This window comes from Fervidobacterium pennivorans (genome assembly GCF_001644665.1).
GTDB lineage: Bacteria > Thermotogota > Thermotogae > Thermotogales > Fervidobacteriaceae > Fervidobacterium > Fervidobacterium ngatamarikiense.
Genome location: NZ_CP011393.1, coordinates 1897839 through 1915198, shown reverse-complemented (window position 1 = coordinate 1915198; position 17360 = coordinate 1897839). Strand labels below are relative to the sequence as shown.

Sequence of the window (17360 nt, the reverse complement as noted above, 5' to 3'; positions counted from 1 at the left end):
CCGTTTTTGCTATTTTGTGGAATACTTCCAAAATCATTGTTTCACAGAACCAAGAACGCCTTGAACGAATTGTTTCTGCAAAGCAAAGAAGACAACAAGCATTGGTAAGGTTGCGATAACAACTGCCATCATAACAACTCCAAAATCAGGTGTGTAACCTGACGCAATGCTGGAAATCATGAGAACGATAGTTTTATTTTGCTCGCTTTGTATGATGACAAGTGGCCAGAGATATGCATTCCAACTTGTCATAAAAGCATATATTGCTGCTGCTGCGTATGACGACTTCATGGACGGCAAGACTATCGAGAAAAATATCCTCAACTCGTTTGCACCATCAACCCTCGCTGCCATTATGATTTCTTTCGGATACTGCTTAAAACTTTGCCTGAAGAAAAATGTTAGAAATACAGAAGGAATCATCGGTAGTATGACACCCCAATGAGAATCGATTAGATTGAAAAAATACATAAGTCTGAAGAGTGGAACCATAAGAGCAGCAAATGGAATCATCATAGTAAGTAATAGAGCAGAATATACTCTGTTCCGTGACTTCGAAGCGTATATTTCAAAACCGTAGCCGGCCATCGATGAGACAACGATTGAAAACACCACAACGAAGAGAGATATCTTGGCTGAATTCAGAAGCACGGTCCCTAGGTTATAGTTTTCCCATAGGTTTTTCAAGTTGTTCAAAAATTCCCCTCCGAAAGCAAGTTTTCCTTTCAGAACATCAACAGAACTGTTGGTGCTTCCTACAATCATCCAGTAAAAGGGGAAAACAGATATGAAAGCTGAGATTGTAAGAAAAAAGTATATAAAGATGTATCTCAATTTTCTAGTCATTCTTTCTCACCTGCCACTTTAAACTGAATAATAGCAAGAACTGCGGCAATTATAACTATGATGTATGAAATAGCAGAGGCATAACCAAAGTTGGGGGAGTATTTAAAACAGACATTGTATATATAAACCGAAGGCGTTAAAAGTGAGTTCCCAGGTCCAACGCTTGAACCTGTCACAACACCAGCTGCTAAATTCATCGGTTCATCAAAAAGTTGCAAAGTACCTATTGTAGACGTGATTGTTGTGAAAAGAATAATAGGCTTTAGCAATGGAATAGTGATTTTGAAAAACTGCACAGTTTTTGTTGCACCATCAATTTCGGCGGCTTCGTAAACCTCTATTGGAATATTTTGTAATCCTGCTAAGTAGAACATCATGTTGTAACCCGTCCATCTCCAAGTCAAAGCTATTATCAAAGTCACCTTTGCCCAAAAAGGATCTAGCAACCATCTTATTGGTTCTTTTATCAAGCCGATAGTCATAAGTACACGGTTCACAAGTCCGTCGTTACTGAACATTACTCTGAAAATTACCGTATAAGCAACCAACGAAGTAACTGCAGGAAGAAAAAGTGCTGTCCGGTAAATAGCTTTGAATTTTACCTTAGGGTCATTCAGCAAAGTTGCGAAGATTAAAGCAAGGAACAGCATGATGGGGACTTGGATTACGAGGATTGTTAGGATATTTTTCAGTGAAAGAATAAAGTAAGTGTCCCTAAAAAGCTTTGTGTAATTACCGAAACCTACAAAGGTTTTTAAAAAACCTCTCGTTGAAAATGTTGAAAGATAGAGAGAATATACAATGGGGTAAAAGATGAATAGGATTACACCAGCCATCATGAGGCTAACGAATATCCAGCCCCATTTGTCCCAGACAGATTCTAAACCTTTTCTTTTATAGCTTTTGGACATTCTTTTTCATTCCTCCTTGATATGTTTAAGAAGGCATTAAAAAAACGGGAAGGTCCGGAGACCTTCCCGGATGAGATGCAAAATCACTTAATTGAGTTTAAAAATTGTTGTTCTGCTTTCTTCAGAGCTTCGTCTATAGAGAGCTTCCCACTGTAAACATCGGGCATAACACTCATAATTGCAGCGTCCGCTTCATAAGTGTAAACACCGAAGTCCACAGGTGGTATCTTCTTCATCCATTCTGAGAAGAGTTGGAAGACTTGTTGGTTGCCAAAGAACGGGTCTTTTGCTTTGTAAGCAGAACCACCTTGAGCTGGTAACCATGTGCCAACTGCTCCGCGTTCGACTAATATCTTTTGATAGAAATCGGCATCGCGTGCGTATATTTTCTTCAAGAAATCGATAGCAACATCTCTGTATTTGCTGTTTTGCAATACATACCAGCTTGAACCACCGAGATTCGATGCGTTAACGGATTCCTTAAGGTTCATTCTTGGCACAGGTGCAACTCTCCACTTGCCTGCCTGACTTTTTTCAGCTTTAATGGAACCAATAATCCATACACCGGTTACAACAGCTGCGACTTCCCCTCTGTTAAATGCACCTACCCATTCGTTCCAACCTGAAACTTCCTTTGCAATACCAGAATCTTTAATTTCCTTGTAAAGTCTAACTGCTTCTTTCAAAACAGGGTTATTTGCAATATACGGCTTTCCGGATTTGTCAAAGTACCAACTTTCAGCCGATTGCAAAAGTATCCTCATCAAACCTCCATCGTATGGGTCCGCTGCAATCATGTATTTTCCTGTCTTTTGTTTAACAACTTTTCCAATTTCAATGAACCTGTCCCATGTGATGTTTTCGAGGTCGGATGGTTTGAAGCCGGCTTGTTCAATGTAGTCTATTCTGTAGAAAAATCCAGCAACACCTGAATCAAATGGAACACCGTAAACTTTGTTGTTTAAAGTCATGAGTTTTACTTTGTATGGAGCGAATTCCGACCATGTGAAGTGTTTTGTCAAATCAGCAAATGCCCCAGGGTATGATTGGAGATATTTTTGCGCGTTGTAATCTTCGATAAGTACTATCTCAGGAAGCCCTGTTTTCACACCAGATGCAAGTACTGTATTCAGTTTTTGTTCAACATCTGCTTTTGCCATGTTAACAATCTCAAACTCGACATCAGGGTTGATTTTCTTGTACCTAGCCGCAGCTTCTTGCATAATCGGAATGTTGAAGTTTGGGTCCCAAGCCCAGATGGTTATCTTTGCCTTTTCAGCATACAGCAGAGCCGCCAAACCAATCAAAAGAACAACTAAAATCCTAACGAACATCCTCCTCATACTTTCCAGATAATGTTAACTAAAAGTATTGAAACTTTCCAAAAACCGCATTATCCTTTAAATAGGGACCACCCCCCAACCAACTCTTAACAAAAGCAGGTTTCCCAAAATGCATAACCCAATGCTTTCTTGCCTAAGAAGAATACGAAGAATTTAGTGATATATATTCAAAGGTTTTTGTGTAGTGAAGAATCCTTGGAAAATGCATAATGGCAATATCAATCGCATTCTTTTACGATTATACTCTTTCATCACTACAAGTTAACAGTATCACTTTCCACCTCCTCAAAGGTTGTGAAGTACTTTTGAATCCGCCGGCACGCCGTCTGTGAAATGTAAAAAATTTTTTCGAGCCTGTCTTTTTATCTGTTGCACCTCAGTCTTTCCTGGTAACGTTACCGAAATTTCCTGATAGAATTTTACCAAAACGGCCTGTGAAAATCGCAAAGCGAATAGCAGCTGAAAAGTATCACTTTTGCCAGAAATACTTTAATATGGTTGGTCGTTCTTTTTCACTGTTAGATTTTCTCGCTTAATCTCTTTGAAAAAGATTAAACCTAGTAAAGAACAGAAATGTGATATAATATGCTTGAAAAAATATCATAAAAGGATGTGCAAGAATGAATGCGATAATCGTGGTACCTGTTACAGATGTTCGCGCGGAACGAAGATTCAGAAGCGAACGGATACATCAGCTTGTTTTTGGAGAGATTGTGGAGGTTTTGGAAGATATTCAAATCTTGGAAAAATTTGATTACATCTTGATACGAGATGTAAGACTCGATTATAAAGGTTACGTAAATAAAAATACCCTGTATTTTATGACTGAAAAAGAATATGAGCAAATTAAAAACTTTAGGATTATAAAAGTTTCTGTTCCGTTTTGTAGGATAAGCGGTTCTGTGAGTTTCTTACTTCCATTTGGGAGCAGACTCTACACTGAAAATGGAAAAGATTTTTTCCTGCCGAATGGATTCGTTTATAATGTAGTTGATGAACCAAATGAGAGTTTCAACTCCGTGGTTGAACTGGCACTCCAGATGATTGGAAGCCCATATCTTTGGGGCGGTACATCTTCTTATGGTTTTGACTGCTCCGGTTTTGTCAATCGGCTTTATGATGTTGCATTGAATATCGACATGCCAAGGGATGCAAGTGACCAGGAAAATAGATATCCACAGGTTGCAACAGTCGATGAATATGAAAAATTAATGCCTGGTGATTTGCTTTACATGGAGGGGCATGTAATGATGTACATCGGAGACGGGAAAATTGTACATGCAAATGGTCATAACATGTGTGTGAGCATAACTGATTTGAATGATAATGATTATGGGAGGTATTTAAAATCACAGATTAGAAAGGTTTGCAGAGTTAGCTCAACGTGATAAAATTGTCTTCAAGAAATAAATCGGAGGTGGCGTTATGGGAAAATACGAAATGGATTTTGAAAAATATAAAAAGGCTGTCGAAAAGGTCATCCAAAGATTTGCAGACAGAGGATGGGAAGAAATCAGGGTTGAGGAGATTTGGTTTGAAACCTCGCTTCCTATTGATTTGATACTTGAAGTTATTAATCAAGGGATTTTAATACCGTCCGAAGTAAACTCCATTACACACGGAGGAAAGGTCATATGGAAAAAGGAGGAACAAGAAATCTAAAGTTTTTCTTTTCATTTTTATCCTGGATTTTATATATTACTTCAGCTTTTGCCTTAGAATTTTCTTTAGCAGGTAACTATAACTTTGGTAGCAACCTTTTTTCGTTGTACAACGAAAGGGAAGTTATCAACGATTCATCCTCCTGGACTTTTGATGTTGGCATCATACATCTCTCTGATGCTTTCGAATTCAAAGCTTCTATGGTTGCAAAAAATGACGATCTTTTTAGCGATCCATTTTCTGAGTCATACTACGCCGGGTTTTATTTTGATTTTAAAGAAGGTTCGATATCTCTTAGAAATGGTAATTTTTCAGTCACGTTAGGTAGAACACATCTAGGGGATGTTGTTCAAAGCCCATATTCTCTTTTCGTTTCATCTGTCGGTATCCCGAGAAATACAGTAGATATTTCGTACGATAATGGGAAGTTCATCTACATAACAAGGTGGATACAGCTGTGTGAACTCAAATTTGGAACAGATGAACGCGAAAGATTAAAGAGCTCAAATTACAAAGTCTATGCTTTGAGGATTGGCAATCTCAGATTCGGATACGAAGACATAACAGTGTATGTTGGACAAAGATTTAATTTTGAGTATTTCGCAAATCCGATTCCTTCATTTTTCATTCAGTACGTGAATGATGCTGGAAGGCCATATCCGGAAGGTGTTGGAGAAACAAATTATATAAGTGGATTCTTTTTGGATTACACAGATATTGACAAGTATTACTATGCGCAAGTTCTTGTTGATGACATAAACATGAATAGATTCATACATCCAGAAAGTTACCAAAACCCAGACAAAATTGCTTGGTCACTTGGTTTGGTTCAAAAAACAAGTATTGGGATTTTTAGCTTTTATCATGCTGGAGCAACGAAGTATACATTCCAACCATCAGCGGAATCTGGAAACCAAATGTTCTATGGATATACGTATTATCCTTATTTTGTTTACACTAAAGATGGAAAGAACGTTGTATTACCTTTTGAACTGTTGTACGCAGGTTACAAATATGGTGAAAACAACCTGGCGTTTATGGTGAGTTACGCTCCAAGTTTTATCACAGGTTTTAACGCAAATTTTGAGTTCGTCATTCTTGGTGAAAGGTCACCTGTTAATGCATGGAATGATAGAACAACATATATACCTGGGACACATCTGCTAGATGATGAGGTAAAAGAATATCGTGCTATTGGTAATGTATCTTTCGTTCGTAACATTTCAAACGAATTAACTGTATCAGCTTGCCTCAGCACAGGTTTTATTTGGAACGCCTCAACTGTTGTTGAGGCAAACTCTGATAATGTTAGAAAACCGCTTCTGAGACCTCAAAAAGGTAATAATAAACCACTCTTTTCAGCAGATGTCGTGATTTCTTTCCGAAAATCTTTCTAAAACCAATAATGAAAAGAAAGGGGAAGAGTTATTGATATACCAAGCATTTGGAGCTGTATTGCCTTCTTTTATTATGATGTTTGTTGGTTACATATATGGTAAGCTTTTCAAAGAAGATATCACTCTTTTCAATAAAATTGCTACTTGGTTGATGGCACCTATTGTAACATTTGCATTTATGAACGACTACATCCCCACCGCTGGTGTACTCTTGCGTTATGGAATGGGCTTTTCCGTGATGTTTGCTATATCATTCTTGATTTCGAGATTGCATAAAGAAGACAGGGAAATATTCTTCACGGGTAATGTGTATGTGAACTCTGGTTACCTTGGCTATCCGGTACTAATGGCACTTTGGGGAGAAAGAGCACTTGCACTTGGCGTGGTTTATTCATTCGTAAATGTATTTGTAGGTAGCACCTTGCTTCCAGCGCTTATCAGGGGCAAGCTTGAGTTAAAAAACATTTTGAAGCTCCCTTTCCTTTATGCTATCATTTTGGGTTGGGGATTTGGAATAGCGGGAATTTCATATAAACAACTTCCTGCTGGAGTCCTTACAGCTTTTAACTGGCTTAAGGAAATGGCAATACCATTTTTACTGTTACAGGTCGGTCTTGGTATCTCGAGAATAAAATTTGAGACCTCATCAATTAAAGGTTACAGCTTTGTAGTTGTCGAAAGACTTTTGTTAATACCACTGATGTTGCTACCAATAGCGTTCTTTTTTGAACCGCTTGAAGCAAAAGTGTTCCTTCTTGAATGTGCTATGCCGATAGGTGTTAACAGTGTTGTGGTTATAGGTGCTTTTAAAAAGGAACTTGTTCCGAAAGCGGGAATGACTGTCGCTCTTACAACTCTTTTTTCGTTGGTGACACTTCCATTTTGGGCATACGTAATCGAGAGAATCTTTGGTTGAGTTTTAATCGTAAAATATTATAAATTCGAAGGGAGGAACCCGATGTGTACTTGCAGGACGTGATAAAAACCCTTGATGAATTTTGGGCAAGCCAAGGTTGTTTTATTGAACAACCTTATGACATGGAAATGGGAGCTGGAACATTCCATACGTCAACCTTCTTTGGTGTATTGAGAAAAAGGCCTTGGAATGTCGCTTTTGTGCAACCGAGTCGAAGACCCACTGATGGTAGGTACGGGGAAAATCCAAACAGAATGCAAAGATTCTATCAATACCAAGTGATACTCAAGCCTCATCCAGAAAGGTCCCAAGAACTTTATTTGGAATCATTAAAAGCACTCGGAATAGACCCTAAAGAGCACGATATACGCTTTGTTGAAGACAATTGGGAATCGCCAACGCTTGGTGCATGGGGAATTGGGTGGGAAGTTTGGCTCGATGGAATGGAGATTACTCAGTTTACATACTTTCAACAAGTTGGGGGCGTTTCGCTATCGGAAATTCCTTTGGAAATAACATACGGTGTGGAAAGAATAGCAATGTATCTGCAGGGTGTAGATAACGTATATGATGTAATGTGGAACAAAGATGTTAGATACGGCGAACTTTTCAAAGAAAACGAAAGACAGTTTTCTATCTACAACTTTGAAGAAGCCAACACGGATGCACTCTTTACACTTTACGATATATACAGAAAAGAGTTTGAGAGATTAATGGAAAGAGGTTTGCTTTTCCCTGCGTATGAACAGTTGCTTAAGTGTTCGCATACATTCAACTTGCTTGATGCACGAAATGCAATAAGTGTCGCACAGAGGCAAACGTTTATAAGAGACATAAGGGCCATGGCAAGTAAATGTGCAAAGGTATTTGTTGAAGCGGAGGGTGGTAAAAATGAGTGAATTCCTTTTTGAAATAGGAGTTGAAGAGCTTCCAACAACGGAAGTGCCCGGGATAATTCAACAGCTTTCAGAGAAGGTGCCAGAAACATTAAAGAGTGAAGGAGTTCAATTCGAAAACTTCGAAGTGTTTGTGGCTCCAAGAAGATTTGGATTTGTCTTGGATGGACTTTCTGATACCACTCCAGACAGAGTTGTTGAAAAGAAAGGTCCAGCGGTGAATGTGGCATATGATAAAGACGGACAACCTACAAAGGCGTTGCTTGGCTTTTTGAAATCGAACGAATCAACGCTTGAAGATGTCAAAATAGTAGACAACTATGTCTACATAACGAAAATACAGAAAGGTATAAAAACTGAAGAAGTTTTAAAGAAGGTCGTACCGCAGATAATTTATAGTTTGAAATTCAGAAAACCTATGAAATGGGGAGATGGAAAGTACGAATTCGTAAGAATCCCTCACCATGTCTTAGCTGTTTACGACGGAAGAACTCTTGATATGGAGATTTTTGGGCTGAAATCATCGAACAAAACCATTGGACATCGTTTTGTTAAGGATGACTACTTTGAGGTAAATTCCTATAAGGATTACTTGGAGAAGATGAACAATTATTATGTCATACCACAAATTGAAAAGCGTAGAGAATTCATCGTGAAGCAACTTGAAGATTTTGAAAAGCAGGGGTTCGAAGTTGACAAAGATGAGTCTTTAATAGAGGAAGTTGCAATACTAACAGAATTCCCAAAGATGATACAGGGTGAGTTTTTAGAAAAATATTTAGAGCTTCCAGAAGAATTGATTAGAACAACAATTAAACACCATCAAAGGTCTTTCACGGTAAAGAGAAATGGAAAGACAACCAATTTATTCCTGGCATTCATCGACATGCCGGAAGATGTAAAAGGTAACGCGAGGAAAGGTTACGAAAGGGTTATCAACGCTCGATTAGAAGATGCCAGATATTATTATGAAAAAGATATAAAGGTTTCTCTTGAAACTTTCAACGAGAAACTCAAAGAAATGGTGTTTCAAAAGGAGCTTGGAACACTCTACGATAAAGTACAAAGGATAGAAAAACTCTCACAACGAATAATTGGGGTTTTGGGTTTGGAAAAGAAAAGTGGTACAATACTAAGGACAGCAAGGCTATGTAAGGCAGACATCGGTTCACATGTTGTATACGAGTTTCCGGAACTACAAGGCATAATGGGTAGAATCTACGCTCTGAAGGATGGAGAACCAAACGATGTTGCATGGGGAATTGAAGAACATTATTCTAACAATCCAACAACTATCGAAGGCGCAGTTGTGGGAATTGCAGATAGGATAGACACAGTTGTTGGAAATTTCGTGATTGGTAATATACCAAGCGGTTCAAAAGACCCATACGGATTGAGAAGCAAGGTCGATGACATTTATTTGATTGTGGAAAAGTTCTCTTGGGATTTGGATTTGAAGCCAATCATATTTGCCGCATGTGAAGAGCTAAATAAAGAGTTGCCAGGAGGACTTTTTGAGTTTTTTGAAAACAGATTCGAACTTTATAACGCTCGTTTGAGATACGATATCGCGCGTGCTGTTAGAGAACTTTGGAACAAACCTTTGAGAGGTATTCTTTCAGCACAGGCGATTATGGAATTAGCCGGCACTGATGAGTTTGAACATCTTTTGGTTGGATTCGAGAGGGTCCATAATATAAGCAGGAAGCATGAGTCTAACTATTTTGATTCAGCAAAATTCATTCAAGACGAAGAGAAAGAACTTTTTGAAAAATACCTTGAAGTAAAACCCGTGGTTCTCGATTACATCAAACATCTCAACTACAAAGATGCTTTGAGAAAGATAACAGAACTTAGGCCGTTCATAGACAAATACTTTGATAAAGTCTTTGTGATGGTTGAAGAAGAAGATATAAGGCTTAACAGGCTTGGATTTCTAAAAACAATTGATGAACTATTCTCGGAGTTTGGAGACCTCACTTTGATTGAAAAAAAGCTCCAAGCTTGATAAAAAATCTTAATGAAAAGGGGTGGGAACTATGAAGAAAGTTATATTTATATTCTTGGTGATTGTCACAGTGTTTACCTATGCTCAGGGAGTTGATGCCTCTCAGTTACTGAACGTTTCGAAACCTTCAAGTGTAGTTGCCCAGCCTTATGTGCTCAGGGCTACACTTGTTCCTGGAAGCTCCGAAGGAATTTATACTTTAGGAGTTGAAGGATATTTGAACATTTTTGGACTCAACTTCTCAGTTGGCACAACGGTTGAGTATCCGAACTTCGAGCTGAATCAGCCAGTATACGTAGGTTTGGGGATTTCTATGGGTGGACTATTCGTTGCACTTAGTTCAAATGTCCCGAGTTTTGAGCAAATATCAGATTTGAGTGCATACGAAACACCAACTGTTGCATTTGGAATCGCGAGTTACAAAAAGACGTCCTTCTTGTTTGCTTCATGGTCACGGTTTGAGCTTTCATACGAAAACAGGGGAGTTTTGAAAAAACAGGACGGTCAGTTTGTCCTAAACGATTCCTTGGATTGGTTAGATGCCAGTGTTAATTTTAAAGTTGAATCCTGTGACGTTGATTACTTCTTATTCAGATTCACAGTTCCAAGTGTAAAGGGTGTTTTTGAAGGTTCATTTACTTACACTTGGGAACTTGCGTTGCCAGTGAGCATGATTTATGTATATGTCGGTCAGCCGGATAACAGTAACTGGGTGCTTGGATTAGGCGTTGCGAATTCTTTCTTTAATGCCCTTGGAAAATACAATATGCAAACTGGTCAAGTTACCTGGATGGTTTCTGCGCAGATGTGAATTTTAAATTAGCTCTGTTAAACTTTTCTTGATTTTATAACAGATAGTGTTAACTTGTAGTGATGAAAGAGTGTAGTGTGAAAGAAAGTGATTGATATTACCGTTGTGCGTTTTCCAAAGATTCTTCACTACACAAAGCCCTTAGACTTACCACAAGAAGTGCATTTGGGATAAGGGAAAGGGAAGTTTTTGCGTTGATACTGTTAACTTGTAGTGATGAAAGAGTATAATCGTAAAAGAATGCGATTGATATTGCCATTATGCATTTTCCAAGGATTCTTCACTACACAAAAACCTTTGAATATATATCACTAAATTCTTCGTATTCTTCTTAGGCAAGAAAGCATTGGGTTATGCATTTTGGGAAACCTGCTTTTGTTAAGAGTTGGTTGGGGGGTGGTCCCTATTTAAAGGATAATGCGGTTTTTGGAAAGTTTCAATACTTTTAGTTAACATTATCTTATAACATGGGGAGGGATGTGGTATGAAAAGGGTCGCTGTGGTAGTTTTACTTATTGGTATGGTGATAGTTGTAACACTGAGTTTTGCGCAAAGCCTCACAGAGATTAAGAAAAGAGGAAAGCTGATTGTGGGTACTGAGCCAACGTTCCCGCCTTTTGAGTTCGTCGATGAAAAAAACCAAGTTGTCGGTTTTGATATGGACATCGCTAATGAACTAGCAAAAAGACTCGGTGTTAAACTTGAGATTGTGAACCTACCGTTTGATAGTTTAATTCCAGCTCTATTGCAAGGGAAGATTGATTTAATCATTGCAGGTATGACTATTACTGAAGAAAGGGCCAAGGTTGTTGATTTTTCAAAGCCTTACTTCGAGGCAAACCAAGCGATAGTTGTAAGAAAGGACGGAAAGTTTGAACCAAAGAAGTTAGAAGAACTTGTTGGTAAAAAGGTCGCAGTTCAGCTTGGAACTACAGGGGACTTGGTTGTCAGCGAAATTAACGGAGTCCAAGTTGTTAGGTTCCAAAAATTCACTGATGCGTTTTTAGAATTGCAAAACGGTCGTGTTGATGCGGTAGTACTTGACGAAGCACCAGCAAAAGCTTACGTAAAGAAATTCCCAAAATTCTTGATAAGTACTGTTGTAGATACCGGAGAAACTTACGGAATCGCAGTTAAAAAAGGAAACAAGGAACTACTGAATTTCGTAAATCAAACCCTTGATATTTTAAAGAGTTCGGGAACTTACAACAAATTAATTCAGAAGTGGTTTGAATAATGAGCTAAAAGCCCCCTTTATGCTTCCACATAAAGGGGGCTTCTTTGTTTTTTGTTCTTTTTGTGAGATGTAGAAACAGTTTAGAGTCTTGATGTGGGAGGGAAAATTGTGGAAGCGTTGATAGAGTTACTGAAAAGTTTTCCTTTTCTTTTTGTAGGTGCGTGGGAAACGCTTAAACTCACAGCTTTTTCCGTTGGTATAGGGTTAATCTTAGGAACCTTCATCGGTATGGGCAGGTTATCTAAAATAAAACTAATAAATTACCCTTGCACCGCGTATGTAGAGTTTTTGCGTGGAACCCCTCTGCTCGTTCAGATATCAATTATCTATTTCGGCTTACCTCAGCTAGGGATACAACTAGCACCTTATCCTGCAGCAATAACAGCACTTGGATTAAACAGTGGAGCTTATATCGCCGAAATTGTTCGTGCAGGTATTCAATCTATTCCAAGAGGTCAGTACGAGGCTGCGCGTTCACTGGGATTAACTCATTGGCAAACGATGAGGTACATAATCCTTCCACAAGCATTTAGAAACATTTTACCAGCACTTGGTAACGAATTCATAACCCTGACAAAAGATAGTTCCCTTGCATCTGTTATAGGTGTTTCCGAATTGATGAGAAGCGGGCAATTCATAATATCTCGAACATTTCAAACATTCTCCATCTACTTTGGAATAGCGTTCATATACTTTATCATGACATTTGTCATCTCCCGCATAGTTAGGTATATTGAAAGGAGGATGGCTACAGCATGAATACTAACAATGGGTCAATTAATGAAATGAGCAAGTTAAATAATAGCTCGGAAAAAATCATTATTAAGATAGAGAACTTGGTGAAACGTTTTGGAAAACTTGAAGTTTTGAAAGGAATAAACCTACTAGTCAAAAAAGGAGAAACAATTGTTATCATCGGTCCCAGTGGCGGGGGAAAAAGCACACTTTTGAGATGTATAAACAAACTAGAAGAATACCAAGGTGGAAAGATATACTTAGACGGTGTGGATATTGATAAATACGACGTAAATCAGCTCAGAACAAGAATAGGTATGGTCTTCCAACAATTTAATCTGTTTCCCCACATGAACGTACTGGAAAATCTAATCCTTGCTCCAACTAAGGTGAAAAAAATGCCAAGAGAACAAGCAATTGAGAAGGCAAAAGCATTACTTAGTAGGGTTGGGTTACTTGATAAAATAGATGCCTATCCAGAACAACTTTCCGGTGGTCAAAAACAAAGAGTAGCAATCGCGAGAGCATTGATGATGGACCCTGAAATCATGCTTTTTGATGAACCTACATCTGCACTAGACCCTGAACTTGTGGGTGAGGTCCTTGATGTCATGAAAGACCTTGCACGCAGTGGCATGACCATGCTTGTTGTAACACACGAAATGGGTTTTGCCCGTGACGTGGCTGACCGGATCGTGTTTATTTCTCAAGGTGTTGTGGAGGAAGAAGGACCACCGGAAGAAATTTTGAGAAATCCTAAAAAACCGAGAACAAGGGAATTTCTAAGAAGAATACTAGAATAGCTTGATGCATCTTTTTTAAATATTCTTAAAATTTAGTATCACAGGAGCTCATTGTTTGGGCTCCTTTTTTCTCATAAATTCACAATTTTACGAGAGGAAATACATTTTTAAATTACAGTAAGTATGTTGTAATAATACACTTATTGACAAAAAATGAACAATGTTAGTAATTATACAGAAATAAATGTAAAAATCTTGCTTTTACAACGTTTTACAATAACAACGGGTTGTAGTAACATTTTACATGAAGGTCAAACTACAACAAAAGCCTGGGGGGTGAACCTGGTATGAGTATTGTAAAGCACTTGGAAGAATGGTTAAGTCAGGAACGGACGATTCAGGAACTGAAAGCGAAAGCAAAAGAGCTTGGTTTAGCGGTTAAAAAGCAGATGACAAAAAGCGATGTGCGCAAGCTTATCGAGAGGTATATCGAAAGAATAAAAGCCGTCCAACCTGAAGAAACAGAGCAGTCAAGACCCTCTTCGTCTACTTCCTCCGCAGGTCAAGTCCAGACATCATTACAACCAATTAAAGAAGATGTATCCATTCCCGACACCTACAACAAAGATAAACTTGTTGCGATGCCTGTCAATCCGTTTTGGATGCACATTTACTGGGACCTAAGCCTTGCAAACAAAGAATTTTTGAAGTCCCATGAAGTAAAAAAAGTTGTTTTGAGGGTTTACGATGTAACATTCATAGAATTTAATGGAACAAATGCGCATAGAACATTTGAGGTCACTGTAGATGTGCTTTCTTTAAAGAATTACTATATGAACGTCCCGATGCCTGGAGCACATTACTTGGCTGAACTTGGCTACTACGATTCAAACGGCAATTACAAATATTTGCTAAGATCTAACCTCTGCCGGGTTCCAGTGAATTCTCCAAGTCAGTCTACGAGGGAAAGATGGTTAGACCTCAGAAAGAGGCGGAGAATAGTTATGCCATCTGAAGGTATGCTAACACCTATTGTTGAAAGAATTAGTGGCTCGGTCCAAGGTTTGGAGCACCTTTTTCGGATTTCGAGTGCTGGAAGCATCAGTGTTATTCGACTTAGTGGGAAGGGGATATAAGTATGCCACGAGGACAGATGATGTTTGTTCTTCACGCACACTTGCCTTACGTTCATCACCCAGAGTATCCGTTTTTCTTGGAAGAGCACTGGTTATTTGAAGCTATTACGGAGACTTATATACCGTTATTGAGGATGTTCAGAAACTTAGAGCAAGACAAAGTTCCTGTAAAACTCACAATGTCGATAACTCCTCCCTTAATGGAGATGCTCGCTAATCCAGACCTTCAAAATAAATACGAAAAACGTTTAGAAAAACTTATAGAATTGGCTCGCAAAGAAGTTGCTAGAACTGCAAACGAACATCCGCGAAAGCACAAAATGGCTCAGTATTACTTGCAACATCTCGAAGATACACTTTACATATTCCGTGAGCAATACAAGAAAAATATCCTTAACGGTTTCAAAGAATACATGGCAAGAGGATACCTGGACATTATTACCTGCAACGCGACACATGGATATCTACCATTTATGGAACAATATCCGCAGGCAATTCGTGCTCAGTTAGAACAAGCAGTCAAAACCTACGAAAGACACATAGGAGTTAAACCGCGCGGTATATGGTTGGCGGAATGCGCTTACTTCCCAGGACTTGATAGATACTTGGCGGAATATGGGCTTGAGTATTTCTTTGTTGATTCACACGCATTTTGGTATGCTGATGAAAGACCACGGTACGGAGTCTATAGACCCATTGTTACTCCAAATAACGTTTTTGCATTTGCAAGAGATCCGGAAAGCTCAGAACAGGTATGGAGCGCACAAATTGGTTATCCCGGAGACTCAAGGTACAGAGAGTTCTACAGAGATATTGGATTCGATAGGGAATACGAATATATAAGGCCTTATATAGATCCAAGTGGAGTTAGGACGAACACGGGTATAAAATACCACAAAATCACCTCGAAAGATACACCTCTTGATAAAAAAGATTATTACGATATCGACGAAGCAAAAACGACCGCATACGAACATGCCAAAGATTTTTTAAGAAAGAAAGAAGCTCAGATAGACTACCTATTAAACCTCTTCGAAGGTCTTGAACCAATAATTGTTGCACCATTTGATGCTGAATTATTTGGTCATTGGTGGTACGAAGGACCGTTCTTTTTGGAATACTTTATGAGGGAGGCAGCTAAGAGTCAAAAACTCAGAGTTGTTAGAGCATGTGATGTTGTCGATTGGATTGAGAAAGTTCAGATACTTACACCTGCTGCTTCAAGTTGGGGTGCGAACGGTTACAACGAAGTATGGTTGAATGGAACAAACGACTGGATTTACCCGCACCTTCATGAAATGGTTGAGAGGATGACAGAAGTTGCAAAAGAGCATGCAGATGAAACCGACCCATTAAAGATTCGCGTGTTGAATCAGATGGTTAGGGAACTGTTACTTGCACAATCGAGTGACTGGGCGTTTATAATGACCACAGGAACAAGTGTGGAATATGCAGTTAACAGAACCAAAACGCATATTAAACGATTCTTAAACTTGTATGATATGCTAAAGAGTGGTAATATAGATATTGGGGAGTTACAGAGGCTCGAGTACGTTGACGATATATTCCCTGATGCAGATTACAAGATGTATTTAAAAATATAAACTGATGTCAATTTAAAGCTTCGGGTCTCTGGAAAGATAACCTCCCCCGAGATGGTAATCTCATCTCGGGGGTTGTGTCTTGGAAGAATGTTTTGTCAATAAATGTGAAAGTTTTATCAATCAAAATCACAGCACATTTCACAAAAGTTCCAAAATCCCGCAAATTCGAAAGGAGGTAAAAAACGTGCCGGCGAAGATATTCGAAATCAGATGGCATGGAAGAGCTGGTCAGGGTGCAAAGAGTGCGTCCCAAATGCTTGCAGAAGCCGCACTTGACATGGGAAAATACGTTCAGGCATTCCCAGAGTACGGTGCGGAAAGAACTGGAGCTCCGATGAAAGCCTTCAACAGAATTTCTGACGAACCTATTCTACTCCACTGCTCCGTTGAGAAGCCCAACCTTGTTGTAGTCATTGATGACACACTGTTAGGTAACCCAGATATATTGGCAGGGACAACATCTGAGACGGTACTCATAGTGAATACCGTTAAACCTATCGAGTGGGTAAGGCAAAAAACGGGATTTCAAGGAAAAATTTGCGTTGTAAAAGCAACGGATATCGCGCTTGAAGAACTTGGAAGAGGTACACCAAATACAGTTGTTCTTGGTGCAATTGCAAGGGTAACGGGTATTATTGAGCTGAAGTATGTAGAAGATAAGATTAGGGACATGTTCCTAAAGAAGTTTGGTGAGGAAGTTGTTCAAAAGAACATTAGGGCACTTCACAGAGGATATGAGGAGGTGACCTGCAGTGCCTGAACTCAAGGGATGGAAGGAAATACCGATCGGAGGCTTAATTGTTGAACCAGGAAATTCAAAACAATACAAAACAGGGACTTGGAGAGTAATGAGACCTGTTTACCAACCAGAAAACTGTATCCACTGTATGCAATGCTGGTTGTACTGTCCGGATCAGGCAATAGTAGTTGAAATCGTTGATGGAAAACCAAAGATGAGAGGTTACAACTATTACTACTGTAAAGGTTGCGGCCTCTGTGCAAATGTCTGTCCAAAAAGTACAGATCCAAAGACAAAACAACCTGCTCCCGAAGATAAGAGAGCTATAGTCATGAAACCAGAAACAGAATTTGCTGAAGAGTAAGGAGGTGCGAAA

17 protein-coding genes are annotated in these 17360 nt (G+C 39.0%); 14 read left to right on the top strand and 3 right to left on the bottom strand.

The window, feature by feature from the left end; translation table 11 throughout:
• Positions 1-33: 33 nt before the first annotated feature.
• From JM64_RS08930 to JM64_RS08920, 3 genes are all read right to left on the bottom strand, one after another.
• Positions 34-696: a carbohydrate ABC transporter permease gene (locus tag JM64_RS08930; protein WP_231882371.1), complete on the bottom strand. Its 663-nt coding sequence runs from the start codon at positions 694-696 to the stop codon at positions 34-36.
• 146 nt (positions 697-842) lie between these two features.
• Positions 843-1757, bottom strand: coding sequence for a carbohydrate ABC transporter permease (locus JM64_RS08925; protein ID WP_064012314.1), 915 nt, complete (start codon positions 1755-1757; stop codon positions 843-845).
• Positions 1758-1840: 83 nt separating this feature from the next.
• The gene (locus tag JM64_RS08920) at positions 1841-3100 is read right to left on the bottom strand and encodes an ABC transporter substrate-binding protein (RefSeq protein ID WP_064012313.1); all 1260 of its coding nucleotides are present in this window, start codon (positions 3098-3100) and stop codon (positions 1841-1843) included.
• Positions 3101-3720: 620 nt separating this feature from the next.
• On the opposite strand from JM64_RS08920, the gene JM64_RS08915 reads away from it, so the two are divergent.
• The 14 genes from JM64_RS08915 (at position 3721) to JM64_RS08850 (ending at position 17348) form a co-directional block, all read left to right on the top strand.
• Positions 3721-4488, top strand: coding sequence for a C40 family peptidase (locus JM64_RS08915; protein WP_064012312.1), 768 nt, complete (start codon positions 3721-3723; stop codon positions 4486-4488).
• Positions 4489-4525: 37 nt separating this feature from the next.
• Positions 4526-4762 carry a hypothetical protein gene (locus JM64_RS08910; RefSeq protein WP_082868378.1) on the top strand — a complete coding sequence of 79 codons (237 nt, stop codon included), beginning with the start codon at positions 4526-4528 and terminating at the stop codon, positions 4760-4762.
• Positions 4735-6159 (top strand): hypothetical protein, encoded by a 1425-nt coding sequence (locus JM64_RS08905; RefSeq protein WP_064012311.1) that lies wholly within the window; start codon positions 4735-4737, stop codon positions 6157-6159. The genes JM64_RS08910 and JM64_RS08905 overlap by 28 nt, the downstream gene beginning before the upstream one ends.
• Positions 6160-6190: 31 nt before the next feature.
• Positions 6191-7075: an AEC family transporter gene (locus JM64_RS08900; protein ID WP_064012310.1), complete on the top strand. Its 885-nt coding sequence runs from the start codon at positions 6191-6193 to the stop codon at positions 7073-7075.
• A gap of 44 nt (positions 7076-7119) precedes the next feature.
• On the top strand, positions 7120-7974 hold the full coding sequence (locus tag JM64_RS08895; RefSeq protein WP_064012309.1) for a glycine--tRNA ligase subunit alpha: 855 nt from the start codon (positions 7120-7122) through the stop codon (positions 7972-7974).
• Entirely contained in the window at positions 7967-9979 is a 2013-nt protein-coding gene (gene glyS / locus JM64_RS08890) for a glycine--tRNA ligase subunit beta (protein WP_064012308.1), read from the top strand. Before JM64_RS08895 ends, glyS begins: the two co-directional genes overlap by 8 nt.
• A gap of 31 nt (positions 9980-10010) precedes the next feature.
• Entirely contained in the window at positions 10011-10790 is a 780-nt protein-coding gene (locus JM64_RS08885; protein ID WP_064012307.1) for a hypothetical protein, read from the top strand.
• A gap of 484 nt (positions 10791-11274) precedes the next feature.
• The gene (locus JM64_RS08880; protein ID WP_064012306.1) at positions 11275-12027 is read left to right on the top strand and encodes a basic amino acid ABC transporter substrate-binding protein; all 753 of its coding nucleotides are present in this window, start codon (positions 11275-11277) and stop codon (positions 12025-12027) included.
• Between the two features lie 105 nt (positions 12028-12132).
• On the top strand, positions 12133-12786 hold the full coding sequence (locus tag JM64_RS08875) for an amino acid ABC transporter permease (protein ID WP_064012620.1): 654 nt from the start codon (positions 12133-12135) through the stop codon (positions 12784-12786).
• Positions 12787-12812: 26 nt separating this feature from the next.
• Positions 12813-13565: an amino acid ABC transporter ATP-binding protein gene (locus JM64_RS08870; protein ID WP_064012621.1), complete on the top strand. Its 753-nt coding sequence runs from the start codon at positions 12813-12815 to the stop codon at positions 13563-13565.
• A gap of 287 nt (positions 13566-13852) precedes the next feature.
• Complete coding sequence (locus JM64_RS08865; RefSeq protein WP_064012305.1) at positions 13853-14641, top strand: DUF4912 domain-containing protein; 789 nt, start codon at positions 13853-13855, stop codon at positions 14639-14641.
• Between the two features lie 2 nt (positions 14642-14643).
• The gene (locus JM64_RS08860; RefSeq protein WP_064012304.1) at positions 14644-16245 is read left to right on the top strand and encodes a glycoside hydrolase family 57 protein; all 1602 of its coding nucleotides are present in this window, start codon (positions 14644-14646) and stop codon (positions 16243-16245) included.
• A 184-nt stretch (positions 16246-16429) separates the two neighbouring features.
• The gene (locus JM64_RS08855) at positions 16430-17005 is read left to right on the top strand and encodes a 2-oxoacid:acceptor oxidoreductase family protein (RefSeq protein ID WP_064012303.1); all 576 of its coding nucleotides are present in this window, start codon (positions 16430-16432) and stop codon (positions 17003-17005) included.
• Positions 16998-17348: a 4Fe-4S binding protein gene (locus JM64_RS08850; protein WP_064012302.1), complete on the top strand. Its 351-nt coding sequence runs from the start codon at positions 16998-17000 to the stop codon at positions 17346-17348. Before JM64_RS08855 ends, JM64_RS08850 begins: the two co-directional genes overlap by 8 nt.
• The last annotated feature ends 12 nt before the right edge of the window (positions 17349-17360 follow it).

Excerpts from the sequence above, each read along its gene's own strand:
- JM64_RS08925 (WP_064012314.1), bottom strand. The coding sequence starts at position 1,757 with ATGTCCAAAAGCTATAAAAGAAAAGGTTTAGAATCTGTCTGGGACAAA.
- JM64_RS08920 (WP_064012313.1), bottom strand. The coding sequence starts at position 3,100 with ATGAGGAGGATGTTCGTTAGGATTTTAGTTGTTCTTTTGATTGGTTTG.
- JM64_RS08915 (WP_064012312.1), top strand. The coding sequence starts at position 3,721 with ATGAATGCGATAATCGTGGTACCTGTTACAGATGTTCGCGCGGAACGA.
- JM64_RS08910 (WP_082868378.1), top strand. The coding sequence starts at position 4,526 with ATGGGAAAATACGAAATGGATTTTGAAAAATATAAAAAGGCTGTCGAA.
- JM64_RS08905 (WP_064012311.1), top strand. The coding sequence starts at position 4,735 with ATGGAAAAAGGAGGAACAAGAAATCTAAAGTTTTTCTTTTCATTTTTA.
- glyS (WP_064012308.1), top strand. The coding sequence starts at position 7,967 with ATGAGTGAATTCCTTTTTGAAATAGGAGTTGAAGAGCTTCCAACAACG.
- JM64_RS08885 (WP_064012307.1), top strand. The coding sequence starts at position 10,011 with ATGAAGAAAGTTATATTTATATTCTTGGTGATTGTCACAGTGTTTACC.
- JM64_RS08880 (WP_064012306.1), top strand. The coding sequence starts at position 11,275 with ATGAAAAGGGTCGCTGTGGTAGTTTTACTTATTGGTATGGTGATAGTT.
- JM64_RS08870 (WP_064012621.1), top strand. The coding sequence starts at position 12,813 with ATGAGCAAGTTAAATAATAGCTCGGAAAAAATCATTATTAAGATAGAG.
- JM64_RS08865 (WP_064012305.1), top strand. The coding sequence starts at position 13,853 with ATGAGTATTGTAAAGCACTTGGAAGAATGGTTAAGTCAGGAACGGACG.
- JM64_RS08860 (WP_064012304.1), top strand. The coding sequence starts at position 14,644 with ATGCCACGAGGACAGATGATGTTTGTTCTTCACGCACACTTGCCTTAC.